At 60.3% G+C, this 26576-nt stretch carries 22 protein-coding genes; 10 read left to right on the top strand and 12 right to left on the bottom strand.

All coding sequences use genetic code 11. The features are described from left to right. Positions 1 to 101: 101 nt before the first annotated feature. From EDF70_RS16065 to ytfQ, 9 genes are all read right to left on the bottom strand, one after another. Entirely contained in the window at positions 102 to 1934 is a 1833-nt protein-coding gene (locus tag EDF70_RS16065; RefSeq protein WP_132275395.1) for a PAS domain-containing methyl-accepting chemotaxis protein, read from the bottom strand. Between the two features lie 334 nt (positions 1935 to 2268). Continuing rightward, positions 2269 to 2655: a response regulator gene (locus tag EDF70_RS16070; RefSeq protein WP_245519192.1), complete on the bottom strand. Its 387-nt coding sequence runs from the start codon at positions 2653 to 2655 to the stop codon at positions 2269 to 2271. Between the two features lie 171 nt (positions 2656 to 2826). Beyond that, positions 2827 to 3051, bottom strand: a complete 225-nt coding sequence (locus EDF70_RS16075; RefSeq protein WP_132275398.1) for a hypothetical protein — start codon at positions 3049 to 3051, stop codon at positions 2827 to 2829. 88 nt (positions 3052 to 3139) lie between these two features. Continuing rightward, on the bottom strand, positions 3140 to 3940 hold the full coding sequence (locus EDF70_RS16080) for a potassium channel family protein (RefSeq protein WP_132275401.1): 801 nt from the start codon (positions 3938 to 3940) through the stop codon (positions 3140 to 3142). 52 nt (positions 3941 to 3992) lie between these two features. Further along, the gene (locus EDF70_RS16085) at positions 3993 to 4751 is read right to left on the bottom strand and encodes a FadR/GntR family transcriptional regulator (protein ID WP_132275404.1); all 759 of its coding nucleotides are present in this window, start codon (positions 4749 to 4751) and stop codon (positions 3993 to 3995) included. Between the two features lies 1 nt (position 4752). Further along, the gene (gene yjfF / locus EDF70_RS16090; RefSeq protein WP_132275407.1) at positions 4753 to 5739 is read right to left on the bottom strand and encodes a galactofuranose ABC transporter, permease protein YjfF; all 987 of its coding nucleotides are present in this window, start codon (positions 5737 to 5739) and stop codon (positions 4753 to 4755) included. Continuing rightward, positions 5736 to 6800: an ABC transporter permease gene (locus EDF70_RS16095; protein WP_132275410.1), complete on the bottom strand. Its 1065-nt coding sequence runs from the start codon at positions 6798 to 6800 to the stop codon at positions 5736 to 5738. The genes yjfF and EDF70_RS16095 overlap by 4 nt, the downstream gene beginning before the upstream one ends. Beyond that, positions 6797 to 8320: a sugar ABC transporter ATP-binding protein gene (locus tag EDF70_RS16100; protein WP_132275413.1), complete on the bottom strand. Its 1524-nt coding sequence runs from the start codon at positions 8318 to 8320 to the stop codon at positions 6797 to 6799. The genes EDF70_RS16095 and EDF70_RS16100 overlap by 4 nt, the downstream gene beginning before the upstream one ends. Positions 8321 to 8440: 120 nt before the next feature. Then, positions 8441 to 9400, bottom strand: coding sequence for a galactofuranose ABC transporter, galactofuranose-binding protein YtfQ (ytfQ, locus tag EDF70_RS16105; protein ID WP_112729724.1), 960 nt, complete (start codon positions 9398 to 9400; stop codon positions 8441 to 8443). Positions 9401 to 9726: 326 nt separating this feature from the next. Here ytfQ and araD1 point away from each other — a divergent pair, with 326 nt between their 5' ends. The 6 genes from araD1 to mmsB all read left to right on the top strand — a co-directional run bounded on the left by araD1 (position 9727) and on the right by mmsB (position 17579). Then, on the top strand, positions 9727 to 10719 hold the full coding sequence (gene araD1, locus EDF70_RS16110; RefSeq protein WP_132275416.1) for an AraD1 family protein: 993 nt from the start codon (positions 9727 to 9729) through the stop codon (positions 10717 to 10719). Positions 10720 to 10731: 12 nt separating this feature from the next. Beyond that, positions 10732 to 11658, top strand: a complete 927-nt coding sequence (locus EDF70_RS16115) for a Gfo/Idh/MocA family oxidoreductase (protein ID WP_132275419.1) — start codon at positions 10732 to 10734, stop codon at positions 11656 to 11658. 45 nt (positions 11659 to 11703) lie between these two features. Further along, complete coding sequence (locus EDF70_RS16120) at positions 11704 to 13536, top strand: IlvD/Edd family dehydratase (protein ID WP_132275422.1); 1833 nt, start codon at positions 11704 to 11706, stop codon at positions 13534 to 13536. A gap of 170 nt (positions 13537 to 13706) precedes the next feature. Beyond that, positions 13707 to 14768 carry a multiple monosaccharide ABC transporter substrate-binding protein gene (gene chvE / locus EDF70_RS16125; RefSeq protein WP_132275424.1) on the top strand — a complete coding sequence of 354 codons (1062 nt, stop codon included), beginning with the start codon at positions 13707 to 13709 and terminating at the stop codon, positions 14766 to 14768. Positions 14769 to 14824: 56 nt separating this feature from the next. Next, entirely contained in the window at positions 14825 to 16384 is a 1560-nt protein-coding gene (gene mmsA / locus EDF70_RS16130; protein WP_132275427.1) for a multiple monosaccharide ABC transporter ATP-binding protein, read from the top strand. 4 nt (positions 16385 to 16388) lie between these two features. Then, on the top strand, positions 16389 to 17579 hold the full coding sequence (gene mmsB, locus EDF70_RS16135; protein ID WP_132275430.1) for a multiple monosaccharide ABC transporter permease: 1191 nt from the start codon (positions 16389 to 16391) through the stop codon (positions 17577 to 17579). Between the two features lie 13 nt (positions 17580 to 17592). Here mmsB and EDF70_RS16140 read toward each other — a convergent pair whose 3' ends face one another. Then, on the bottom strand, positions 17593 to 19146 hold the full coding sequence (locus EDF70_RS16140) for a histidine kinase dimerization/phosphoacceptor domain -containing protein (RefSeq protein WP_132275434.1): 1554 nt from the start codon (positions 19144 to 19146) through the stop codon (positions 17593 to 17595). A 211-nt stretch (positions 19147 to 19357) separates the two neighbouring features. Further along, positions 19358 to 20242 carry a formyltetrahydrofolate deformylase gene (purU, locus tag EDF70_RS16145; protein WP_132275438.1) on the bottom strand — a complete coding sequence of 295 codons (885 nt, stop codon included), beginning with the start codon at positions 20240 to 20242 and terminating at the stop codon, positions 19358 to 19360. Positions 20243 to 20565: 323 nt separating this feature from the next. Here purU and EDF70_RS16150 point away from each other — a divergent pair, with 323 nt between their 5' ends. After that, entirely contained in the window at positions 20566 to 21498 is a 933-nt protein-coding gene (locus EDF70_RS16150; RefSeq protein WP_132275441.1) for a glutaminase, read from the top strand. Between the two features lie 12 nt (positions 21499 to 21510). Here EDF70_RS16150 and EDF70_RS16155 read toward each other — a convergent pair whose 3' ends face one another. Beyond that, positions 21511 to 22266 carry an aldolase/citrate lyase family protein gene (locus EDF70_RS16155; RefSeq protein ID WP_132275444.1) on the bottom strand — a complete coding sequence of 252 codons (756 nt, stop codon included), beginning with the start codon at positions 22264 to 22266 and terminating at the stop codon, positions 21511 to 21513. 188 nt (positions 22267 to 22454) lie between these two features. On the opposite strand from EDF70_RS16155, the gene EDF70_RS16160 reads away from it, so the two are divergent. The 3 genes from EDF70_RS16160 (at position 22455) to EDF70_RS16170 (ending at position 26551) form a co-directional block, all read left to right on the top strand. Continuing rightward, positions 22455 to 22955, top strand: a complete 501-nt coding sequence (locus EDF70_RS16160) for a flavin reductase (protein ID WP_207908264.1) — start codon at positions 22455 to 22457, stop codon at positions 22953 to 22955. Positions 22956 to 23068: 113 nt separating this feature from the next. After that, positions 23069 to 24043, top strand: a complete 975-nt coding sequence (locus EDF70_RS16165) for a threonine/serine dehydratase (RefSeq protein WP_132275450.1) — start codon at positions 23069 to 23071, stop codon at positions 24041 to 24043. Positions 24044 to 24316: 273 nt separating this feature from the next. Beyond that, positions 24317 to 26551, top strand: coding sequence for a HAMP domain-containing methyl-accepting chemotaxis protein (locus tag EDF70_RS16170; RefSeq protein ID WP_132275453.1), 2235 nt, complete (start codon positions 24317 to 24319; stop codon positions 26549 to 26551). Positions 26552 to 26576 lie beyond the last annotated feature (25 nt).

Consider the following 26576-nt stretch of genomic DNA (forward strand, 5'->3'; position numbering starts at 1 on the left):
TGTAAACGCCCGAACCCGATTTCGGTTCAATGCTCCGCCACCACAACAGGCAAGGGCGCAGGTCTCCCTGCGCCCGTCATTCACATTTGATAATTGCCAGGTCAGAATTCTTCCCAATTGTCCTGAGCAAGTGCCGCATTGCCGTGGAAGGCGGGGGTAGCAGCGCGCTTCGGTGCCTGCTTCGGCATTGCCGGAGCGACGGCGCGCGGCTGTGCCGGTCTGGCTGCAGATCTTGCCGCCGGTGCTGCGGAGCGGCTGAACGATGCTTCCACGGCCTGTCTCTGTCCATGCACGGCATTGCCGACATTGAACTGGGCGATCAGCCTGAACAGGTCTTCCGCCTCGGCGGCGAGTGCCTGGGCTGCGGCGTTGGACTGTTCGACCATGGCCGCGTTCTGCTGCGTGCCCTGGTCGATCGTGTTGACCGCCTTGTTGATCTCGATGAGCCCAGTCGACTGTTCGCGGGCGGATTCGACGATTGCTGCGACATTGCCGCTGATCTGCTGTACCTGGATGACGATCTGGTCGAGAGCGGCGCCTGTGCGGTCCACAAGGGTCACCCCTTCCTTCACCTGGGCTGCCGAAGCGGTAATCAATCCCTTGATTTCCTTGGCGGCCTTCGCCGAACGCTGTGCCAGTTCGCGCACTTCCTGGGCAACCACGGCAAAACCTTTGCCCGCCTCGCCGGCACGTGCGGCCTCGACGCCGGCATTCAGCGCCAGAAGGTTGGTCTGGAATGCGATCTCGTCGATAACGCTGATGATGTTGGAAATCTCGCGCGACGAGTTTTCGATGGCACCCATGGCGGAGATCGCCTCACGCACGACCACGCCGGATTGTTCGGCATTAGTGCGGGTGGTTTCCACCAGTTTGCCGGCCTCATGGGCGCGGCGGCTGCTGTCGGCAACGGTGGTGGTGATCTCTTCAAGTGCGGCGGCCGTCTCTTCCACGGATGCGGCCTGATCGTCGGTGCGCCTGGAAAGATCGTCGGAAGCGCTGCGAACTTCGGCGGAAGCGGCGGCAATGCCACTTGCATTGCGGGCAACGGTCGTCATCGCTTCGCACAGGCGCTGTGCCGTCAGATTGAAATCCACCCGCAGGCGTTCCAGAGAGGGAATGAACGGCTGCTCAAGCCTGCTGGCCAGATCGCCGGCGGCCAGATGGTTAAGGCCGTCCGCAAGAATATCGACATTGTTGACGCGACCGGTAATGTCGGTCGCGAATTTCACGACCTTGAACACCTTGCCATTCATGTCGAAAATCGGGTTGTAAGACGCCTGAATATGGATGATGCGTCCGCCCTTGCCGACGCGCTTAAATTCGGAGGCGAGAAATTCGCCGCCCTGCAGCCGGGTCCAGAAACCTCGGTATTCATTTCCATGAATGTAATCGTTGTCGCAGAACATCGCGTGATGCTGGCCGATGATCTCGCTCAGCTGGTAACCCACTGTCTGCAGGAAGTTCTCGTTGGCACTGAGGATCTTGCCCTCGGGCGTGAACTCGATCACGGCCTGCGCGCGGGAAACAGCGGCAATCTTGCCGGCATCGTCGGCAGCCTTCAGCTTGGCCTCGGTAATGTCGGTCGCGAACTTGACGACCTTGTAGACCTTGTCGCCACGAAGGACCGGATTGTAGGAAGCCTCGATCCAGACTTCACGTCCGCCCTTGCCGATGCGCTTGTACTGGCGGCGATCGAAATCACCGCGACCGAGCTTTGCCCAGAACTGCCGATAGTCTTCGCTTGCCGCTTCTTCCGGCGGCACGAACAGCTTGTGATGCTGGCCGACGATTTCTGATGCGGCATAACCCATCGCGGCGCAAAAATTCTCGTTAGCCGCCAGCACACGTCCACTCGGATCAAACTCGATGATGGCCTGCGAACGGCTCATGGCCTTGAGGATGCGCGCGGCATCCGACGATATGGAAAGAGGCATGTGTGAGCTCCAGATAATTGTTCCAGCTCAAGTCACAGCCGTCCGGGTTCGTGCGAAATGATTGTTTTCGCAACCGGAAGCTTAGTGTGTTGATCTGGGACCCCCTAATTGCAATTCTGAATTTCGATATTCCGCAATATACGCGAAACTAATTTCGAAGCAGTGAAGCCGAATTGCTGAATTAAAATTGTCCGACTAGGAGGTTTTACTGTCTGAAATTGTGATTTTATATCACTGATGGAGAAATGCATTATCGCACCGCCTCGTGGTGACGCTGCATTATTGTTCTGGACGTTAAGGTGTTGCCGATAATTTCCTGTCGAACCAAATAGATCTATTTCGCTACGGCCTCGAACACATCGTTCAGCAGCAGATCAAGCTTCTGCGGGTTCCATGGTTTTGCCAGCAAGGGCAATCCGGTCAGCTTCTGTTTCAGTTCGGGAAGCTCGGCATAGCCGCTGCAAACGATCACCGGCACGCCACGTTGCCGCAACAGATCGATAACCGGCAACGATGTTTCGCCATGTAGGTTGAGATCAACGACCGCACCATCGAGATGCATGCTCTCCGCAGCCTCCAGCGCCTGGTCCACCCGTCCATAAGGGCCTGCGATACGATAACCCCGATCGTCGAGAAAATCTTCCATATCCATCGCCAGAAGCAGATCGTCTTCGAGAAGGAGGATGGTCGGTTTTGCTGCGGTCTTTCGGGCTATCTGCACTGCGTCGTCCTGCTTGTCATCCAATAATGTGTCGTGCGGGAGGTGTTAGGTGCGGCACAAAGAACAGAATTCAAGAGTTTTATGCCGTTCTAAAGTATTCGTGATTGCCGCTGCCAAACTCTGCGATGACGGCTTGAAAGCGTTTCGCATAGGTGCGCGGACGATGATCCGTCACGCGGGCAAAACCTTCAGGATACGAATTCTGTCGCCGGGGGCAAACGCCAGGATGCCATCCTGCTCCAGTGCCGACAGAACCGCGAGTATCTCGTCACGTGCATATCCCGCGGCATTCAGCGGCGTGCTGATGTCCACGAGATTGATGGTCTTTTCCGGTTTGGCCTTGAGGACGCGAAGCCGCTCGACAAGTGCGATCTCGATCTCGTTGAATCTGCTCATGCGCCAATTTTATCCGGGATGTGGTTGGTCTGGTATCGTCTGCTTCGAGCGAACGCGGCGGAAAGCGTAAAATTTCCAGGCGGTCCTATCACATTCCTTCATCCGGAATGTTGAGGATGTGGCCGCAGGCCTTGCAGTGGACGGCGTCTGCATCATGACGCTGCAAACCGCATTCCGGGCAAGGAAATGTGACCTTGTAGGGCCGCACCACCGCCTGCGCGAGGCGCACGAACAGCGATATGCCGATGATCATGGTCAATACCGAGGTCAGCTTGCCGATCGTGCCGGGCAGGGTGATGTCGCCGAACCCGGTGGTCGTCACGGTTGCAACAGTAAAGTATAGCGCATCGACAAACCCCTCGCCGCCCGGCCGATCGTAAAAGAAGCTCGTATAAACGAAGCCGGTCATGACGAAGAGAAAGACGAGGAAGTTGATGACGGCCCTGATGACGTCGTGAACATCGGCGCAGCCGGCTTTTCTCAGGATCGTCTTGAACAATGCACTGTTGCTGATCGCCCAGAGCCGCATGATGCGCAGGAAGGCAAAGTTGAACAGCGCGGTGGGAAACAACAGCGTCGCCAGAATGAACAGGTCGATCCAGGTCATCGGCCGTTTGGCGAATGTCCAGAACGATGGCGCGGCAATCGCGCGTGCCGTGAGTTCGCCGGCGATCCACACCGCGATCATGTAATCGATAATCAGGTAGCTCGGGCCGCTTCTCAAATACGGGCCGAGCAGGAAGAAGGCGAGAATGGCGAGGTCGATACAGGCCAGCAGCGCCTGCCAGCGTAGCGCCCAGTTATCGCGCCCACGTTCTATACGCTGCAGGTTCTCCCGCAGGTGGCGGGAGCGGGACGTGACATTCTGGCCGGATTTGCTGGTGCTCATGCCGCCCAGATAGAGACTTCTCGTATGCGGTCAAGCGGCCATGCAAAAGCTGTCAGGTTGCCACTTTTTCCAGCTCCGATGCGCGGTCCATCGAACCGAGAATACGGCTCTTGCCGACATCGATGACATGCTGCATGGCGGCGATCGCCTTGGCCGGATCGCGCGAGGCGATTGCATGGGCAATACGCAAGTGGTTGCTCGCCACTTCGTCGATCTTTTCCGGTGATGCGGCAGGCGACGAAAGCTGGAACGAGATCGCCAGCGCCGCCTCGATCAGCGCGCTGGCGGAGCGCATGAACGGGTTGCCGGACATGCGGGCGACGGCGAGATGGAATTCGAGATCGACCTTGGCGATGGTTTCCGGCGTGTGAGACAGATCGTCGAAGCGCGCTGCAATGGCATAAAGCGCAACGATGTCGTCGCTGGTTGCGCGCACAGCGGCGGCGGCGGCTGCCGCAGGTTCCAGCGCGTTGCGCATCTCGGCGATGTAATCGATGAATGCGTGATCAATGCCGGCATCGCAGCGCCAGCCCAGTACATCAGGATCGAAGAAATTCCAGCTGTCGCGCGGCAAAACGCGGGTGCCGACGCGTGCCTTCGGCTCGATCAGCCGTTTGGCGGTCAGCGTCTTCATCGCTTCGCGCAGCACGGTGCGTGATACGCCGAAGCGGGCGGACAGATCGTTGTCGCCCGGCAGGATGGAACCCTCCGGAATTTCGCCGGAAACGATGGCGCTGCCGAGGCCGGCAACCACATGCGCGTGGCTGCTGCGTCTTTTGCGTCCGCTAATCGTCGTTTCCAGCAGTCCCAATTCATACCCCCTTCAGGCGTGCGATATCGATGCGCCTGTTTGAATACCAGATGATGCCGCGCTGCAACACGATGAACACAAAGAGCAGGATTCCAATGACGATTTTCGTCCACCATGAGGACAAAGTGCCGTCGAAAACGATGTAGGTCTGGATCAGGCCCTGGATGAGAATGCCGATGAACGTGCCGGCGATCAGCCCGGTGCCGCCGGTCAGCAGCGTGCCGCCGATGACAACCGCGGCGATCGCGTCGAGTTCCACGCCCACCGTCGCCAGCGAATACCCGGAGGAGGTGTAGAGCGTGTAGGCAATGCCGGCGAGCCCGGACAGAAAACCGGATGTCGCATAGATGCCGATCGTGGTGCGCCCGACCGGCACGCCCATCAGTTCGGCAGATTGCGGATTGCCCCCGAGCGCATAGACATTGGCGCCAAAACGGGTGCGCGCCGCGATGATGCCGCCGATGATGAAAACCGCGATCATCAGCATCGACATCGCCGTCAGTCGTCCACCGCCGGGAAAGCGGAAATAAAAACCCTGGATCGTATCGAGGAACGGGTGCGAGATCGGCACGGACTGGGTCGAGATCAGATAGGCGGCGCCGCGTGCGAGAAACATGCCGGCCAGCGTCACCACGAAGGGCGGGATCTGCAAGTAACGGATCATCGCGCCCATGGCGCTGCCGAACGCGGTGGAGATGACCAGAACCAGTGCGAAGGCGGTGAGCGGATGCAGGCCGAGTGTGCCGACCGTGACGGCCACGAAGACGCTGGTGAAGGCGATGACGGAGCCGATCGACAGATCGATGCCGCCCGACAGGATGACAAAAGTCATGCCGACCGCCGCAATGCCGAGAAAGGCGTTGTCGACAAGCAGATTGCCGATCACGCGGGTCGACAGCATGGCCGGAAACTGTATGGCGCAAAGCGCGTAGGCGATGATGAAGATGGCAAGCGTGGTGACGAAGGGAAGGTTGCGGCTGTGGATCATCGTGCAGTTCCCTTCACGTCGGTATCATTGACCTCGCTTCGTTTGGTCGGAGGCATGATTTCTGGCCGCTTGCGCCAGAAGCGCAGGAAAGCGGTCAGCGTCAGCAGTGCCGGCGATTGCAGGGTCAGCACGATGACGATGATGACGGCCTTGATGATCAGGTTGAATTCCGGCGGAAAGCCCGAAACCAGAATGCCGGTATTGATCGACTGGATGATCAGCGCGCCCAGGAGCGAGGCGGTGATGGAAAATCGTCCGCCATTCAGCGAGGTGCCGCCGATCACGACAGCAAGGATGGCATCCAGTTCCAGCCACAGGCCTGCATTGTTGGCATCGGCACCGCGGATGTCGGCGGTGACGATCAGGCCGGCAACGGCGGCCATCAGGCCGGAAATGGCGTAGACGAAAAAGATCAGGAATTTGGCCCGCACGCCGGCAAGCGTCGCGGCGCGGCGGTTGATGCCGGTCGCCTCGATCAGAAAACCGAGTGCCGAGCGCCGCACCAGCAGACCGACCACCATCGCCATCGCCAGCCAGATCAGGATCGGCAACGGCACGCCTGCAAAGGAGCCGGAGCCGAGGGCGGCAAATGTGTCGTCGTTGAAGGTGAGGATGGCGCCCTCGGTGATCAGCTGGGCGATGCCGCGACCGGCCACCATCAGGATCAGCGTGGCGATGATCGGCTGGATGTCGAGAAGCGCCACCAGCATGCCGTTCCACAGGCCGCAGATCAGGCCGACGCCGAGCGACACGAGAATGACGACGGGCAGACTGTAGCCCTGTGTCACAAGGCTGGCCGCGACCGCGCCACAGATGGCGATGACTGCACCGATCGACAGGTCGATACCACGCGTGGCGATGACCAGCGTCATGCCGATCGTCAGCAATGCCACAGGGGCTGCGCGGACCAGCACGTCGATCAGGCTGCCATAGATGCGGCCATTGGCGATGGAGAGATTGAGAAAGCCGGGGGCGACGGCGGTGATCATTGCCAGAATGACGACAAGCGCGATCAGTTGCGGGGCAAGGCGTCGCAGGCGGCGGGTGACGCTGTTCATCATGCGGCCTCCGTCCGGTTCGGGGCGGCAATGGCGTGCATGATGTTGTCGGCCGTCACGTCTGCGCCGGAAAGCTCGGCAATGTGCTTGCGGTCGGAAAGAACGATGACGCGGTGGGCAATCGCCGTCAGTTCCTCCAGTTCGGATGAGATGACGACGAGCGACATGCCCTCGGTGCAGAGTTTTTCGATCATTTTCAGAATTTCCGCATGCGCACCGATATCGATGCCGCGCGTCGGTTCGTCGAGGATCAGCAGGCGTGGATTTGTGGCAAGCCAGCGGGCGAGGATCGCCTTCTGCTGGTTGCCGCCGGAGAGGAATTTGATCGGCCGGTCGGGATCGGCGGGGCGGATATCCAGCGAGCGGATGAATTCGGCGGCAAGCGCCTGCCGCTGGCGCGAGGGGATCGGTTTTGCCCAGCCCTGCCGCGCCTGAAGCGCCAGCGCGATGTTCTCGGCCACGGAAAAATCGCCGATAATGCCGTCGCTCTTGCGTTCTTCGGGACAGAAACCGAAACCGTTGGCGATCGCGGCTTCCGGCGAGGTGAGCGAGATCTCGCTGCCATCCACCGTCGCCGTGCCGCTGTCGGCGCGGTCGATGCCGAACAGAAGGAAGGCGGTTTCGCTGCGGCCTGAACCCAGAAGCCCGGCAATGCCGACCACTTCACCGGGCCGAATGGCGAGATCGAAGGGCGAGATGCTGCCGCGCTTGCCATAGTCGTTGAAATGGATCGCGGCCTCGCCGGTCGGCACATCGCCTTCGCTGGCCTGATGGTCGCGCGTCACATGCTGCAGCTCGCGGCCGAGCATCATCGAGATCAGCTCCATGCGCGGCAGACCGTCGATATCGCGGCTGCCGACCAATCGGCCGTTGCGCAGCACGGTCACGCGGTCGGCCACCGCATAGACCTGATTGAGAAAATGGGTAATCAGAATGATACCGAGCCCGTCTGCCTTCAACTTGCGCAGCACGGAAAACAGGACTTCCACCTCCTGCGCATCGAGGCTGGCGGTCGGCTCATCGAGCACCAGGACCTTGCCGGACAGGTCGACGGCGCGGGCAATGGCGATGATCTGGCGGATGGCGACGGAATAGGTGGAGAGCAGCGCATCGACATCGATATCCAGCCCGTAACGGGCCAGCAGGTCACGCGATCGGCGGCGCATTTCGCGGCGGTCGGTGAGGCCGAAACGGCGCGGCTGACGGCCGAGAAACAGGTTTTCCGCCACCGTCAGGTTTTCCAGAAGATTGACCTCCTGATAGACGGTGCCGATGCCAAGCACCTGCGCTTCGCCGACATTGGCGGGAGACACGTCCTCGCCATCCAGACGGATCGTGCCGCTGTCGCGGCTGTAGACGCCGGTAAGGATCTTGATCAGGGTCGATTTGCCAGCGCCGTTTTCGCCCAGCAGCGCATGGATCTCTCCACGTCGCAGCGAAAAATCGACATTGTCGAGCGCGACATTGCCGAGAAAGCTCTTGGCAATGGCTTTCGCTTCCAGAATGTTTTGGGGGTCTGACATGCTCACCTGTCCGCACGGTTTTCGGGCGAGCGGCACGTGGTCAAACGCGCCGCCCGTCTTGCGTCAGTGATGCGGGCAATTCAGCGAATGCCCGCTTTCGTTATGCCTTGAGGGCAGGGATCAGTAACCGAGGCCCTTCTTGGACTCGTACACCTTCATCGGGTCGTCCTTTTGGGTGTAGAGCTTGGATTCGGTCTGGATCCATTTTTTCGGCTCCTTCTTGTCCTTCAGATACGCATCGAGCGCATCGAAGGCGGGGCCGGCCATGTTCGGGGTCAGTTCAACGGTGGCGTTGGCCTCACCCTTTGCCATGGCCTGAAAAATGTCCGGCACGGCGTCGATCGAAACGATCTTGATGTCGGTACCCGGTTTCAGGCCGGCTTCCTTGATCGCCTGGATGGCGCCGACGGCCATGTCGTCATTGTGCGCGTAAACGGCACAGATATCCTTGCCGCCGCCTTCCGCCTTGATGAAGCTTTCCATGACTTCCTTGCCCTTGGTGCGGGTGAAGTCACCGGTCTGCGAGCGCACGATCTTGATGTTCGAAGCGGCCTTGATGCCTTCTTCAAAACCCTTCTTGCGGTTGATGGCCGGCGAAGAACCGGTCGTGCCCTGCAGTTCCACGACCTTGCAGTCCTTGGAACCGACATCCTTGGCAAGCCATTCGCCGGCAACCTTGCCTTCATGCACCTGATCGGAGGTGACGGCTGTCAGGTAAAGATCCTTTGGCGACTCGATTTCGCGGTCGAGCAGGATCACCGGGATCTTCTCTTCCTTGGCTTCCTTCAGGACTGCATCCCAGCCGGTGGCGACCACCGGTGCGATCAGGATCGCATCGACGCCCTGGGCAATGAAGCCGCGGATCGCCTTGATCTGGTTTTCCTGCTTCTGCTGCGCGTCGGCGAATTTCAGCGTCACGCCGCGTTTTTCGGCTTCCTGCTTGGTCACTGTCGTTTCGGCCGCACGCCAGCCCGATTCGGAGCCGATCTGCGAAAAGCCGACCGTCAGCGAGGCTGCGGAAACACTGGTTGCAAGGGAAAGTGTGAATGCGACGCCAAGCGCCGCGAATGCTGTTCTCATCTTAAATCCTCCCAGAGATGAAACTTAGCAAGTGCAAAGCTAACTGAGCATATAGTCATACTTTTGCAAGCGGAATTTTCTCAAAAAAGTAGCATTTTGCAGGGCGTCCCTACTCATGCGGGATATAAACGTTTGAAATCGCCTATAATATCAGCGATGGCTTGATCAATTTCGATGCTTATTGCCAATTTCCGCTGCTTGACAATCCGAGCCTCCATCCAATAGTCATATTTATCGGCGACGCGTCACTATGGCGCAGATGCCGGGGAGTGTTCGGCCCTGAGGAGGCGCCGGGCGGGAGTGAAACACCTACAGGTGATTTGTTTATGCTGCGAATTCTTCAGGTTGCGGATGAAACCGGCACGGTGCGTGTCGTTGCGTGGGATGGTGAAGGCGAGGCGCGTGTGGTGACGGGTGCCGCCTCCACATACGAACTGGCCCGACAGGCCATCGCGGCTGGAAAGTCCCTGGCTGAACAGATCAAGACGTCCGGTTTCGGCGACGCGGTCGATCTCGAAAAGGCAGCCGCCGAAAAGCGTATTCGTCTCCCAATCACGCATCCCGATCCAGCCCATTTCATCGTCGCCGGCACCGGCCTGACGCATCTCGGTTCGGCCGATGGTCGCGACAAGATGCACAAGGCGGCGCAATCGGCGGAAAAGCCGACCGATTCCATGCGCATGTTCCTGATGGGCGTCGAAGGCGGCAAGCCGAAAGCCGGTCAGGAAGGCGTGCAGCCGGAATGGTTCTACAAGGGTGACGGCTCGCAGTTGCGTGCCACCGGGGAGGATTTGCAATCGCCTGCCTTCGCGCTTGATGGCGGCGAAGAACCGGAACTGGCCGGCATCTATCTGATCGGCGATGACGGCGTCACCTACCGCGTCGGTTTCTGCCTCGCCAACGAGTTTTCAGATCACGTCACCGAAAAGGGCAATTACCTCTGGCTTGCCCATTCCAAGCTGCGTCAGGCAGGCCTTGGCCCGGAACTGCTGGTCGGCGATCTGCCGGAGCATGTGGAAGGTACGTCGCGCATTCTGCGGGATGGCAAGACCGTGTTCGAAAAGCCTTTCCTGTCGGGCGAGGCGAACATGTCGCACACGATTGCCAATCTCGAACACCACAATTTCAAGTACGATATTTTCCGCCGACCGGGCGATCTGCATGTGCATTTCTTCGGCACTGCAACGCTGTCCTTCTCCGAAGGCATCAAGACCGAACCGGGCGACGTTTTTGAAATCTCGGCAGCGCCGTTCAAGCTTCCCCTCGTCAATCGCTTGTCCGTCGCCGCGGCGACGTCGGTCGACGTGCGCAAGCTTTAAAGGAAGACTGGAATGGGTAATATTCGTCTCGGCATCGTCGGGCTCGGCAAGATCGCAAGGGATCAGCACCTCGGTGCCATCGCTGCGACCGACGGTATCGAACTGACGGCGGTGGCCAGTCGCAACGCCGCACTGGATGGTGTTCACTGTTTCCGCGACATCGAGGAAATGCTGGCATCGGGTGTCGAACTCGATGCGGTCTCTCTGTGCACGCCGCCGCAGGGCCGTTTCGCGCAGGCCAAGGCCGCCATCGAAGCCGGCAAGCACCTGATGCTGGAAAAACCGCCGGGCACGACCCTGTCGGAAGTCTATGCGCTGGAGCGCCTGGCGCGTGACAAGGGCGTGAGCCTCTACACGACATGGCATTCGCGTGCCGCCGCCGCCGTCGAGCCGGTCCGTGACATGCTGGCAACGCGCACCATTCGCTCCGTTGCCGTCGAATGGAAGGAAGACGTGCGTCACTGGCATCCGGGTCAGGCCTGGATCTGGGAACCGGGTGGCCTCGGCGTGTTCGACCCGGGCATCAATGCGCTGTCCATCGTCACCCGCATCATGCCGGACAGTTTTCACCTGACGTCATCCGATCTGTCCTTCCCGGCCAACCGGGCAGCGCCGATCGCCGCCAGTCTCGCATTCGAAACCGCCGGCGGCATTCCGCTGACGGCCGAATTCGACTGGCGCCAGACCGGACCGCAGACCTGGGATATCCGCATCGACACGGCGGAAGGCTCCATCGTCATGACGCATGGCGGCAGTCGCCTGATCGTTGATGGCAAGCCGCAGATCGTCGAGGAAGACCACGAATATCGCCGTCTTTATGAGCGTTTCGTCGAACTCGTGCCCAATGCCGGCATCGATGCCGATCTTTCACCGCTGGTGCATGTGGCCGACGCCTTCATGCTTGGCCGTCGCCTCACCGTCGAAGCGTTCGAGGATTGAGATGAACACTCGATCCGCCCCATCTTTCAATTCGAGAACCGCATCATGAGCAATTCCGAAAACCACGATCCGAAAGCCATCGTCGAAGCTGCAAAGGGCCGCAAGCTGCGCTCGCGCGCCTGGTTCGACAATCCCGACAATGTCGACATGACGGCGCTTTATCTCGAGCGTTACATGAACTTTGGCCTCAGCCAGGCAGAGCTGCAGTCGGATCGCCCGATCATCGGCATCGCCCAGACCGGTTCGGATCTTTCGCCCTGCAACCGTCACCATCTGGAACTGGCACATCGCCTGCGCGAAGGCATTCGTGAAGCCGGTGGCATCGCCATCGAATTCCCGGTCCACCCGATCCAGGAAACGGGAAAACGCCCGACGGCGGGCCTCGACCGTAACCTCGCCTATCTCGGCCTCGTCGAAGTGCTCTATGGCTACCCGCTCGATGGCGTCGTGCTGACCATCGGCTGCGACAAGACCACGCCGGCCTGTCTGATGGCGGCGGCCACCGTCAACATCCCGGCCATTGCGCTTTCCGTCGGCCCGATGCTGAACGGCTGGTTCCGTGGCGAGCGTACCGGTTCCGGCACCATCGTCTGGAAGGCGCGCGAACTGCTGGCCAAGGGCGAGATCGATTATGCCGGCTTCGTCAAGCTGGTCGCTTCCTCGGCGCCGTCCACCGGTTATTGCAACACGATGGGCACGGCAACGACCATGAACTCGCTTGCCGAAGCGCTCGGCATGCAGCTTCCCGGTTCGGCTGCCATCCCGGCGCCGTATCGCGACCGTCAGGAAGTTTCCTATCTCACCGGCCTGCGCATCGTCGACATGGTCCGGGAAGACCTGAAGCCTTCCGACATCATGACCAAGGAAGCTTTCATCAACGCAATCCGCGTCAACTCGGCGATCGGCGGCTCCACCAATGCGCCGATCCACCTCAACGGTCTCGCCCGCCATATCGGCGTGGAACTGACGGTCGATGACTGGCAGCATTACGGCGAGGAAGTGCCGCTGCTGGTCAACCTGCAGCCGGCCGGCGAATATCTCGGCGAAGACTATTACCATGCCGGCGGTGTTCCGGCCGTCGTCAACCAGCTGATGACGCAGGGTCTCATCCACGAGGATGCGATGACGGTCAACGGCAAGACGATCGGTGAAAACTGTCGCGGCGCGGTGATCGAGGACGACAAGGTCATCCGCACCTACGACAATCCGCTGAAGCCGCATGCCGGTTTCCGCGTCCTGCGCGGCAACCTGTTCAACTCGGCCATCATGAAAAAGAGCGTGATCTCGGAAGAATTCCGCAATCGCTACCTGTCCAATCCGAACGACCCGGAAGCCTTCGAGGGCCGTGCTGTGGTGTTCGATGGACCGGAAGATTACCATCACCGCATCGACGATCCGTCGCTCGCCATCGACGGCACGACGGTGCTGTTCATGCGCGGTGCCGGCCCGATCGGTTATCCGGGTGCTGCCGAAGTCGTCAACATGCGTGCCCCGGATTATCTGCTCAAGGAAGGCATCAGCTCGCTGCCTTGCGTTGGTGATGGTCGCCAGTCCGGTACATCCGGCAGCCCGTCCATCCTCAATGCCTCGCCGGAAGCGGCGGCAGGCGGCGGTCTCGCCATCCTGCGCACCGGCGACCGCGTGCGCATCGATGTCGGCCGCGGTACGGCGGATATCCTGATTTCGCCGGAGGAACTGGAAGCGCGTCACAAGGCACTCGCGGCCGATGGTGGCTACCAGTACCCCAAGCATCAGACGCCATGGCAGGAAATCCAGCGTGGCATCGTCGGGCAGATGGAATCCGGTGCGGTTCTCGAGCCGGCGATCAAATACCAGCGCATCGCCCAGACTGCAGGTCTGCCGCGCGACAACCACTAGCATTCCCACTGAAAATCAGGGGTGGTTTTCGGGCGATGCTGCACACAGACTGATTGAACGGCGGCGTCTCGCGCGCCGCCGAGGAGCACGAGGAATTGGTGACGGCCGCCGGCCGTCATCTGGAGGATCAAGCGGCTCGTTGGGAGCACGCTTTTTTTGGGAGAGAAGCCATGACTATATTCAAATATCTGTCGACGGTGGCGATCGCTGCTGCCGTCGCCTTTGCCGCACCGGCATTTGCGGCCGACAAGGGCCTCGTCGGCGTTGCCATGCCGACCAAGTCCTCGGCGCGCTGGATCGCCGACGGCGACAACATGATCAAGGTTCTGCAGGAGCGCGGTTACCAGACCGATCTCCAGTACGCCGAAGACGATATCCCGAACCAGCTTTCGCAGATCGAAAACATGATCACCAAGGGCGCCAAGGTGCTCGTGGTCGCCTCGATCGACGGCACGACGCTGTCGGACGTCCTTGCCCAGGCCCATACGGCCGGCATCAAGGTCATCGCTTATGACCGCCTGATCCGCGACACGCCGAATGTCGACTATTACGCGACCTTCGATAACTTCCAGGTTGGCGTTCTGCAGGCAACCACGCTGGTCAAGGCCCTCAAGGCCGACACCGAAAAGGGCCCGTTCAACATCGAACTGTTCGGCGGTTCGCCGGACGATAACAACGCCTACTTCTTCTATGACGGCGCCATGAGCGTTCTTCAGCCGCTGATCGACAAGGGCACGCTCGTTGTCGGCTCCGGCCAGACCGGCATGGACAAGGTCGCCACCCTGCGTTGGGACCCGGCAACCGCACAGGCTCGTATGGACGCCATCCTGTCCTCGACCTATTCCGACAAGAAGCTGAACGCTGTTCTGTCGCCTTACGACGGTATCTCGATCGGCATCCTGTCGTCGGTCAAGGGCGTTGGTTACGGCTCCGGCGACTCGCCGATGCCTTTCGTTTCCGGTCAGGACGCTGAAGTGCCTTCGGTCAAGTCGATCATCGCCGGCGAACAGTATTCGACCATCTTCAAGGACACCCGTGACCTTGCAAAGGTCACCGTCGACATGGTCGATGCCGTCATGAACGGCAAGGAACCGCAGGTTAACGACACCAAGACCTACAATAACGGCAACAAGGTCGTACCGTCCTACCTGCTGAAGCCGGTTGCCATCGACAAGACCAATGTCGATCTTCTGGTCAAGAGCGGTTACTACACCGAAGCACAGATCAAGTAATTCGATAATGCCGCGCGGCGTTTTAGCCGCGCGGTTCCTTTATATTGGGAGTTGTCATGCTTGATCCCGTAATATCTGCTGCGGAAAAGCCGCCTATTCTTGAAATGCGCGCCATTTCGAAAAGTTTTGGCGCCGTGAAGGCGCTCTCCGATGTCAGTTTTGATGTCAGGGAAGGCGAGATCCACGCGCTCGTCGGCGAAAATGGCGCCGGCAAGTCCACCTTGATGAAGGTCCTTTCGGGCGTTTACCCGCACGGTTCCTACGAGGGCTCTATCCTTTTCGGCGGCGAAGAACGGCATTTTCGCGATATCAACGACAGCGAAAAGCTCGGCATCATCATCATCCATCAGGAACTTGCGCTGATCCCGCTGATGTCGATTGCGGAGAATATCTTTCTCGCCAAGGCGCCGGCAAAATTCGGCGTCATCGATCGCGATACCCGCTATCGGCGCACCCGCGAATTGCTCGCCAAGGTGGGGCTGACCGAAGCGCCGGAAACGCTGATCACCAATCTCGGCGTCGGCAAGCAGCAGCTGGTGGAAATCGCCAAGGCGCTGTCGAAAGACGTACGCCTGCTGATCCTCGACGAGCCGACGGCCTCGCTTAACGAGACCGATAGCGCCGCCCTTCTGGAGCTTCTGAAGGAATTCCGTCGCGCCGGCATCACCTCGATCATGATCAGCCACAAGCTGAACGAGATCACCGAAGTCGCCGACCGCATTACGGTTCTGCGCGATGGTCGCACCGTTGGCACGCTCGATTGTCACGAGGGTGCGGTCGATGAGGACGAGATCGTCCGCCGCATGGTCGACCGCGATCTCGAAAGCCGCTATCCGGCCCGCACGCCGAAAATCGGCGAGGTGATCTTCGAGGTCGAGAACTGGTCCGTATACCATCCGCAGCATTCCAGCCGGCAGATGGTCAAGAATGTCTCGATGAAGGTTCGGGCCGGCGAAGTCGTCGGCATTTCGGGCCTGATGGGCGCCGGACGCACCGAATTCGCCATGAGCGTGTTCGGCCGCGCCTATGGCCGCGATATCACCGGCACCGTGAAAATCCACGGCAAGGAAGTGGATACGTCCGACGTTCACAAGGCCATCAAGGCGGGCCTTGCCTATGTCACCGAAGACCGCAAGCATCTGGGCCTGATCCTGGCGGAGGATATCCGCAAGAATGTCTCGCTTGCGCATCTCGGCGGTGTTTCGAGCTCGGGCGTGATCGACGACATCAAGGAAATGAAGGTGGCGCAGGAATTCCGCACCCGCATGCGGATACGCAGCCATAACGTCTATCAGGAAACCGGAAAACTTTCGGGCGGCAACCAGCAGAAGGTGGTGCTGTCGAAATGGCTGTTCACCAGCCCGGATATCCTCATCCTCGACGAGCCGACACGCGGTATCGATGTCGGCGCGAAATACGAAATCTATTCCATCATCAACGAACTTGCGGATGCCGGTAAGGCCGTCGTCGTGATCTCGTCGGAAATGCCCGAGCTTATCGGCACATGCGACCGGATCATGGTGATGCACGAGGGCGAATTTGTCGGCGAAGTGGCCGGCGAAGAGGCTACGCAGGAAAATATCATGCGCGCCATCATGCGCCGCAAGGGGAGATAAACCCATGAGCACTCCACAGGAAGCAACTATCGCTCCCAAAGCGGCGACCGGTTTCTGGAAGGAAAACCTTCGCGACTACGGCATGCTGATCTCGCTGGTCGTCATCGTCATCTTCTTCCAGTTCGCCACCGACGGCATTCTTTTGAAGCCGCTCAACGTCACCAACATCATCCTGCAGAACTCCTATATCGTCATCATGGCGCTGGGCATGCTGATGGTCATCGTCACCGGCCATATCGACCTTTCGGTCGGCTCTGTGGCTGGCTTTATCGGCGGCCTTGCCGGCCTGTTGATGGTCCGCTGGGGCGTCGATATCTGGCTCTCGATCATCGCCTGCCTTGTGGTTGGTGGTGTGATCGGCGGCGTCCAGGGGTATTTTGTCGCCTATTTCAAGATCCCGTCCTTCATCGTCACGCTCGCCGGCATGCTGGTCTTCCGTGGTCTGATGATCGCCATCCTCGGCAGCCAGGCCATCGGCCCGTTCCCGCCGATCTTCCAGAAACTGTCCTCCGGCTACGTCGTCGAACTGATCTCGTCGGATGGCGGCATCTATCTGACCTCGTTGCTTATCGGCCTCATTCTCGCAGCCCTGCTCGTCTGGCAGAATGTTCGCAGCCGCTCGCGCCGCGTCATGCATGAGGTCGAAAGCGAGCCTTTCGGTTTCTTCATCGGCAAGAACATTCTCGTTCTCGCCGCCGTCGGTTACGTCGCCTACCTGATCTCCTCGCATCGCGGCCTGCCCAACGTGCTGATCATCATGGCCGTGCTGATCGTCGCCTATGGCTTCTTCACCAACCGCACCATTCTCGGCCGGCAGATCTATGCCGTCGGCGGCAATGCCCGCGCAGCCGAACTGTCGGGTATCAAGACCACGCGTCTGGTGTTCTGGACCTTCGTCAACATGGGCGTTCTGGCAGCGCTTGCCGGCCTCGTTGTTGCCGCGCGTTTGAACAGCGCCACGCCAAAAGCCGGTACCGGCTTCGAGCTTGACGTCATCGCGGCCTGCTTCATCGGCGGCGCCTCGGCTTATGGTGGTGTCGGCAAGGTTACCGGCGCGGTCATCGGCGCCTTCCTGATGGGCGTCATGAACAACGGCATGTCCATTCTCGGCATCGGCATCGATTACCAGCAGGTCATCAAGGGGCTTGTTCTGCTCGGCGCTGTCTGCGTGGATGTCTACAACCAGCGTCGCTGATCGTTTCCGATCGTCACGACATCGATACCGGCGCCGTCATCTCGAAGACGGCGCCGTTTTCGTTTCGCAGTGTATGGGTACCGTGCAACTGCTTCACGAAACTGCCGATCAGCTTGCTGCCCATGCCGACGCGCCGCTCGGTTTCCACGACAAGTCCCGGTCCGTCATCACGGATGCTCAGGCTGAATTCGTCGCCCTGTTCCTGCAGTGAAACAGTCAATGTTCCGGCATTTCGTCCGGCAAAGGCATATTTGAATGCGTTGGATACGACCTCGTTGATGATCATGCCGAGTGGCAGCGCCTGCTCCCGGTCGACCGTTACAGCCTGCAGATCGAGATCCAGCTTAACCGGTGTGTCATATGCCGAAGCAACATCCTTGATCAGCTTCTCCGCATAGGCTGCGACGTCGACCCGTTCGAACTGGTCGTTCTGGTAGATCTGTTCATGCACGGCAATCATCGCGCCCACCCGGCGGCTCATGTCGCTGCGTGCTTCCGGCGGCAGCGGCTGCAGGCGCACCAGCGCCAGCACCGCCTGCAGATTGTTCTTCACGCGGTGGTGGATCTCGCGCAGCAGAAAGCGGTTGCGCTCGAGCGCCTGTTCCAGTTCCTCGTTGCGCGCGGCGTAACGATAGAGCAGCCGCGTGATCCAGAACGATGCCAGCACCAGCACGAACATCAGCGGCACGGCAAACAGCGCGTCGGACCAGACATTGTTCCAGAACTGGTCCAGCACTTCCTGTCGCTCGATGGCGGTCAGCGAGATCAGCGGCCAGCCATTGACCTTCCAGAAGCCGACAATGCGGGAATAACCGTCGATCGGCGAAACCGGGCTGTGATAGACGCCCGACTGCGCGGTGCGCGTCATCGGGTACCATTCGGTGGTGCTGAGATCGACCGCCTTTGCGGAGACCGGGCGGCGCGCCACCAGCCAGCCGTCGTCGCGCACGGCAGAAACGGTGGAATGCGGACCAAGCCCCATCGAAGCCCAGAAACGGTCCATTGTCTCGTTCGGAATGGCGATCGTGGCAACGCCGACGAATTGCGCATTGCGGGTGATCCGGCGTGCGATCATGAAGGCCGGCTTGGAGGTGCGCTCGTCCTCGAACAGCCGCGATACGGTCATCGGTTCGCCGTCGCGCAGGCGCTGGAAATAACCGCGATCGCCATGGTTCAGCGGCGCGGCATTCGGAATGCTTGAAAGGCGCTGCAGGCCGTTTGCATCGAAAACCGAATATTCGAAGCCGGAAGGCAGGTCTCCGACCGCTTCGGCAATGTTGGCCAGCGCGTTTTCAGGTGAAGCGATCGGATCGTCGCCCAGCGCGGAATCGATACGGCGTAGCGCCTGGTTGCTGGCTTCCATCATCCATTCGACATGGGCTGCCACAACATGTGCAGAGGATATCGCCCGTGCTTCGCCGGCGGCCAGCGAACTCTTGTAGTTCTCCAGCAGGATCAGGCCGGTGACGGTGGTAATGGCGAGGAGGAAAATGCCCGTCAGCCACAGGGGCAGCGTCGGCATGGCGCGAAGCGAACGCGGCGATGCGGGCATTGATTCGTCAGACACGACCGCGATTCCCCTTCTTGTCCCGCAGTCGTATCATGTTGGTGCGGAAGTCAAAACGCCATTCCATTCAATGCTTAACCAAATTTTAACCGCAGGAGTCAAAGGGCCATGCAATTTATGATTGCATGGCCCTTTGGTGTCATCCATAGCGAATATGGTCGGCAAATACGAGCGTTTTCCAACGAATGCTCATATTCCACGGTGCGTCAGTTCACCCCATGCGTTCCGACGCGTAGCTGCCGGGGCTTGGCGGAAACACGATCGTGCGGTTGCCGTTGATGAACACGCGGTGATGGATATGTGCATGGATGGCACGGGCCAGAACCTGCGCCTCGACGTCACGCCCCAGCGAGACGTAATCTTCCGGGCTCTGGGCATGGGTCACGCGCACCGTGTCCTGCTCGATGATCGGACCTTCGTCGAGATCGGCGGTGACGTAATGCGCCGTGGCACCGATCAGTTTGACGCCGCGCGTATAGGCCTGCTTGTAGGGGTTGGCGCCCTTGAAGCTCGGCAGGAAGGAATGGTGGATGTTGATGATCCGGCCCGACATCTTCTTGCAGAGCGCGTCCGACAGCACCTGCATGTAGCGCGCCAGAACCACCAGCTCGGTGCCGGAATTTTCCACCACTTCCAGAAGTTGCGCTTCGGCCTGCGGCTTGTTTTCCTTCGTCACCTTGATGTGGTGGAAGGGAATGTCGTGGTTGACCACCAGTTTCTGGTAATCGAAATGGTTGGAGACAACGCCGACGATATCGATCGGCAGCGCGCCGATCTTCGAACGGTAGAGAAGGTCATTCAGGCAATGGCCGAAACGCGACACCATCAGCAGCACTTTCATGCGCTCCGATGCGTCGAAGATTTCCGCTTCCATCGCGAATTTTTCCGCAACCGGCGCAAATCCATCGAGCAGGGCCTGACGGTCGACGCCTTCCTCAGAAATGAAGCTGATGCGCATGAAGAAGCGCTTTGCGTCCAGGTCGTCGAACTGCGAACTGTCGACGATATTGCAGCCTTTTTCCGCCAGATAGCCGGAAATCGCCGCAACAATGCCGCGGCTGGTGGGGCAGGACACGGTCAGGACATAGCTGCTCATGATCAATTCCTCGTTCGCTGGGCACGCATCATGCTGCGGCGCACCCGGTATGGTGACTGGCGGCGGACCATATCGATGGCCCCGCCGGAATGGAAACAGGTTTTTTGACCCTGCAGCGAATTTTGCCGGCAAGACATTGCTGCCCATGTCCCGACGCCTGACGAATGTAAGGTGGCGGCGTGGCGATGCCGTTCTCAAAGCGTCGTCTGTCCGCAGATCAGCGCCAAGCCGGTTGCGCAACCACCGGCGATCGGACAATAACGGCTTCATAAGGCTCGGCTGATATCAGCAATGCCGCAGCGCAAAAACGGGGAAGCGGTTTCATGGCAGATCTGCAGGCGATCCTGGATGATATTCACGCGGAGCTGAAGCCGCGGCTGGGCGAGGGCAAGGTCGCCGATTACATTCCCCAGCTTGCCCATGTCGATCCGAAAAAATTCGGCATGTCGCTGATTACCGTCGATGGCACCGTCCACAAGGTCGGTGATTGCGATGAGCCGTTTTCCATCCAGAGTATTTCCAAGGTTTTCACGCTGACCATGGCGCTTGGCAAGCATGGCGAAACCACCTGGAACCGGGTCGGCCGAGAACCGTCCGGCTCGGCCTTCAACTCCATCGTCCAGCTGGAAAACGAAGGCGGCAAGCCGCGCAATCCGTTCATCAACGCCGGTGCAATCGCGGTCAGCGACCTCGTGCTCGCCGGCCATACGCCGCGCGAGGCGATCGGCGAAATCGTCCGGTTCGTGCGTTATCTCGCCGATGACGAAACGATCGCCATCGATCCGGCCGTTGCAAAATCGGAGGAGGCGACCGGGTTCCGCAATGCGGCGCTGGCCAATTTCATGCGCGCCTTCGGCAAGCTCACCCATCCGGTCGAACACGTGCTCGGCGTTTATTTCCACCACTGCGCGCTCGCCATGACCTGCACGCAGTTGGCCCATGCCGGCCTGTTTCTGGCGGCCGGCGGCACCAATCCGCTCACCGGCCATTCGGTCGTTTCCAGCCAGCGGGCCCGCCGTATCAACGCGTTGATGCTCACCTGTGGCCATTATGACGGCTCGGGCGAATTCGCCTATCGTGTCGGCCTGCCGGGAAAAAGCGGTGTCGGCGGCGGCATTCTCGCCGTCGCACCCGGCAAGGCTGCCGTCACCGTGTGGTCGCCGGGCCTCAATGAAAACGGCAATTCGCAGCTGGGTTCGCTGGCGCTGGAAATGCTCGCCGCCCGCACCGGCTGGTCCGTGTTCGGCCCGGCGTGAAGCGGGCGTAGATCAGGCCTTGCGTCCGGCCTCCATTCCCGCAGCAATGCCGGCGCCGAGATAACGCGTGTCGCTGCCCAGGATGAAAAATGTCATGCCGGCCTCGGCCCATTTGCCGACATCCCCCGTGGTCGGGCGAAAAATACCTGCCACCTTGCCGGCGCGGCGTGTTGCCTTGGCAATGGTCATGATCGCCGCATCCAGTCGATCGGCATCGGCGGGCGTGGTGGCGCCCAGTGATGCCGCCAGATCGGACGGCCCGACAAAGATCACGTCGATACCGTCCACCGCGACGATCTCGTCGATATTGGCCAGCCCTTCGGCTGTTTCCACCTGAATGGCCAGCACCAGTCGCTCATTGGCGGAGGCCAGATAATCGGGGATTTGATAGCCATAGGATGTGGCCCGGCCCGGTCCCAGCCCTCGCTCGCCGATCGGCGGAAAACGTGTGGCCTTCACCGCCGCCCGTGCCTGTTCGGCATTGGAAATGCGCGGCACCAAAACGCCGGCCGCTCCCGCATCCAGCACGGCGGCCGTCCATTCCGAAGCGTGGCCCGGCACGCGCACCATGGCCGGCACCTGCCGCACATCGGCGGCGCGCACCAGATCCTCGATCCGTTCACGGCTGATCTGCGCATGCTCCCAGTCGATGCAGAGAAAATCGGGGCCTGCGGCCGCCGACACCTCGATCGCGACCGGATGCGGAATGGCGCAAAAAATGCCGACAACGCGATCCTGTGCAACGCAACGCTTACGAAAATCAGTCATGCTTTCCCTCATGCGATATCGGCATCTGCTGCACCAGGCATGCCGTCGCAGATCCTGAGCGCCGAGTATGCGCACAAAGGTCAGAACGACAAGCCGTGATTGCCGGCTATTGCGCTTTCTGCCGCGGACGATAGGTATGGAATGCGCAGCCGTGGTCGCGTGCATGTGGAATGGGATTTGGAGTTGGAATGACGCCGGAAGAGGATGCAGAGACCGCAAGACTGGCCTTTCGTGATGCCATGTCGCGCCTTGCCGCCGCCGTGCATGTGGTCACCACCGATGGTCCTGCCGGTCGTGCCGGCTTTACCGCATCCGCGGTCACCAGCGTTACCGACAGGCCGCCGACGCTGCTCGTCTGTCTCAACCGGGCAAGCTCGGTCGCCGGCCTGTTCGAAAAGAACGATGTGCTTTGCGTCAACACACTGACATCGGCACAGGAAGAGATTTCCCGCGCATTCGGTGGCTCCACCCCGCAGGCAGACCGTTTTGCCGCCGGCGAATGGACAACGGGTGATACCGGCGCACCGATATTGAAGGACGCGCTCGTTTCCTTTGATTGTCGTATCGAAAGCGCTGTCGCCAGCGGCACACATCATGTGCTGTTCTGTCAGGTGCTGGGCATGCAGACCGGTGCGGATGAGGATGAGGCGCTGGTCTATTTCCGCCGCCGTTATCACCGTATCGGCTGAATTTTTCCCAACGACAGTGCGTGCGGTCTTGCCAGTGCTGCGGCAAACGGCAAGATTGGCTGGATGGTGTTTTGGCACCGCTTCTCGCCCACGAAAACGCGCCGGGGAATTTCATGACCGACATCGCAATGATCAGAGCCGCCCGTGATCGGATCGGCAACCATGCCCGCCGCACGCCCTTTCTGTCCTCGCCCTTTCTCGACGAAATCGCCGGGCGCCGCCTGTTCGTGAAAGCGGAATGCCTGCAGCTGACCGGGTCGTTCAAGTTTCGTGGTGCATGGTCTGCCATCTCGGTTCTGGACGAGGAAACGCGGGCGCGCGGCGTCATCGCCTTTTCCTCCGGCAACCATGCGCAGGGCGTGGCACTTGCGGCGCGCATGCACGGCGTGCCGGCCGTCATCATCATGCCGGCGGATGCACCGCGCATGAAGATCGAAAATACCCGTGCCTATGGCGCCGAGGTCGTTCTCTATGATCGCCAGAAGGAAGATCGCGATGCCATCGGCGAACGTCTGTCGGCAGAGCGCAATCTCACCCTCATCCGCCCCTTCGATGAGCCTTATGTCGTGGCCGGTCAGGGCACGGTCGGTCTGGAAATCGCCGAGCAGGCGAAGGAGCACGGCATCACCCGCGCCGAGGTTCTGGTGCCCTGCGGCGGCGGCGGCCTGACATCCGGCATCGCGCTGGCGCTGGAAGCCGAAGCGCCCGATTTTCTGGTTCGCCCGGCCGAGCCACAGGGTTTTGACGATACCGCGCGATCACTCGTTTCGGGCCGGATCGAGCGCAATCCGGCCATGGGCGGATCGATCTGCGATGCCATCCTGACGCCCGCTCCCGGCAACGTCACCTTCCCCATCACCTCGCGCCTGTGCGGCCCCGGCCTCGTGGTCAGCGATGATGAAGCTCTGAAGGCGATGGTGCTGGCATTCACCCGCCTCAAGATCGTTGTCGAACCCGGCGCTGCCGTGGCGCTCGCCGCCGCGCTTTTCCGCAAGGACGAGGTGAAGGGCGATACGGTCATCGCCGTCACGTCGGGCGGCAATGTCGATGCCGATCTGTTCGCCGAAGCGCTGCGCCGGTTTGGTTGAAGCCAAGCTGCGATGAGCTGGGTCGAAGGACGGGCGAGTATTTGCTCGCCCTGAATATATTTGCCCGGGATATTTTGCGCTGCAAGTAAAAATGCTGCGACGCACAATATAAATTGGCTGAAATCTACCACTTGTCCCCGCAATCATTAGGGGAAATTTAGTCAATATTGAACATTCATTTTGCAATGCGAGATCGCCACGGTCGCGCGGAGGATATCGGGTCGACGCACGCAATGGGGATTGCGTCCCGTCGGTCCCTTTGGGGGCGTTGCAATGAAGTTTTCGGTTCGCAATATTCTGGTCACCGTTTTTGCGGTTCTCAGTCTGACGGTCATGGGCTTGATGGGGCAGCAATTGCTGCGCCAGATCGACGCCCAGCACACATCCAGCCAGCTGGCGGGTCTCGCATCACTGGACAAGGCTCTGTTCGATGCGCTGCTCGGCATGCGCGGCGAGCGTGGTGCCATCAACTCGGCGGTCAAGCTGGAACCGGTCGACATGGCCTCCACCCGCAAAAATATCGATGACGGTCGCCGTGATCTCGATGCCGCCTTCAAGGATGCCAAATCGGTTATCGACACGGTCGAACCCGCAAGTCTGAAGACCAGCGTTGGACCGGTTCTCGACAATTACGCCAAGTGGCTGGATCTGCGTCCGAAGATGGATGCGGCGCTCGCCCTGCCGGTCAAGGATCGCGATGCGAGCGTCGGCAAGAGCGCGCTGACCCTCGCCGACCAGATGCTGGTCGATCTCGAAAAGGCTTCCTATCAGGTCGAAGCGGTCATCAATGCCCGCGGCCCGGCGATGATCATGTTCACACAGCTGCGCTCGCTGGCATGGACCTCGCGCACGCAACTCGGCACCGCCAATTCGTCCATCGTCGGCGCCATCATTTCCAAGCAGCCGCTGCCGGCCGAAAAGCTTGCCGAAATCGCCGTGCAGGATGCGCGCGTGTTTCTGGCCTGGGATGTGATCTCGCAGATCGTTGCCAGCGATACCACGCCGGCTGCCATTCGCGATCTGCACAAGGTGGCGCAGAATACCTATTTCTCCGGCGCCTATGCCGAACAGAAGGCCACTGCCATCAAGCAGTTCCAGGCCGGCCAGCCGTTTGCCATGAATGTCGATGACTGGCGCAAGCCCGCAGGTCCCGCACAGGCCTCGCTTGCCGATATCGCCTCGGCGTCCCTGAAGGAAATGACGGCGATCACCGCCGCCAACAATGCCGCCTCGCTTCGGTCGATCATCGTTTACGGCGTCGCCACGCTTCTCGCTCTCGCGCTGTCGATCGTCGGCTTCACCACCATCATCTTCCGCATCGCCAACCCGATCACCGCGCTGACCGGTGCCATGCGAAAACTCGCCGCCGGTGACCTGTCGGTCACGATTGCCGGATCGAACCGCAAGGACGAGATCGGCGACATGGCGCGTGCGGTCGAAGTGTTCCGCGAGGCATCGGTCCACAATCGCCAGCTGGAAGAAGACGCCGTCCGCTCGCGCCAGAGTGCGGAAGCCGAACGGATCGCGTTCCAGAAACGCGCCGAAAGCGAAGCGGAAGAACGCCTGACGCAGGCGACTTCGGGCCTCGCCACCGGTCTGCGTCGCCTCGCTTCGGGTGATCTGCTCTGCGAAGTCGAAGAGGTGTTTTCCGAACAGTTCGAGGCATTGCGCCACGATTTCAACAGTTCCGTCCGCCACCTGCGTGATGCGCTGGAAGGTGTCGCCAAGTCGGCGCTGACGGTGCGCAGCGGCAGTGGTGAGATTTCCACGGCTTCCGACCAGTTGGCCAAACGCACGGAACAGCAGGCCGCTTCGCTGGAGGAAACGGCTGCGGCTCTGGAAGAGGTCACCACCAACGTCAAGCAGACCTCTGAACGTGCCGCCGAAGCCCGCGAAATGGTGCGCCATGCCAGCACCCGCGCCGGCACGTCCAGCTCGGTAGTTTCGAACGCTATCGATGCCATGGGCCGGATCGAACAGGCCTCGGCCCAGATCGGCCAGATCATCGGCGTCATCAACGACATCGCTTTCCAGACCAACCTTCTCGCGCTGAATGCCGGTGTCGAAGCCGCGCGTGCAGGAGAGGCGGGCAAGGGCTTTGCCGTGGTTGCGCAGGAAGTGCGTGAACTCGCCCAGCGATCTGCCAATGCCGCCAAGGAGATCAAGGTCCTAATCGGCAATTCCGAGGCAGCGGTGACGCAGGGCGTGACGCTGGTCAACGATACCGGCAATGGCCTGAAGGAAATCGCCGATCTCGTTGCCGCCATCAACCAGCATATGGATGCCATTGCGGTCGGCGCGAAGGAACAGGCGTCGGGTCTCACCGAGATCAACACCTCGGTCAACCATATGGATCAGGTGACACAGCAGAACGCCGCCATGGTGGAGGAGATGAATGCAGCCGGCGCCGGTCTCGCGGATGAAAGCGCGCGCCTGTCGGAACTGCTCTCGCGCTTCGAGATGCGGCAGGCCACGCCTGCCGGCCATTATGGACGGCGCGCCGCCTGATCGAGACACAAGACTGCGCAGTCAA

It is taken from the genome of Neorhizobium sp. JUb45 (assembly GCF_004343585.1).
Taxonomy (GTDB): Bacteria; Pseudomonadota; Alphaproteobacteria; order Rhizobiales; family Rhizobiaceae; genus Neorhizobium.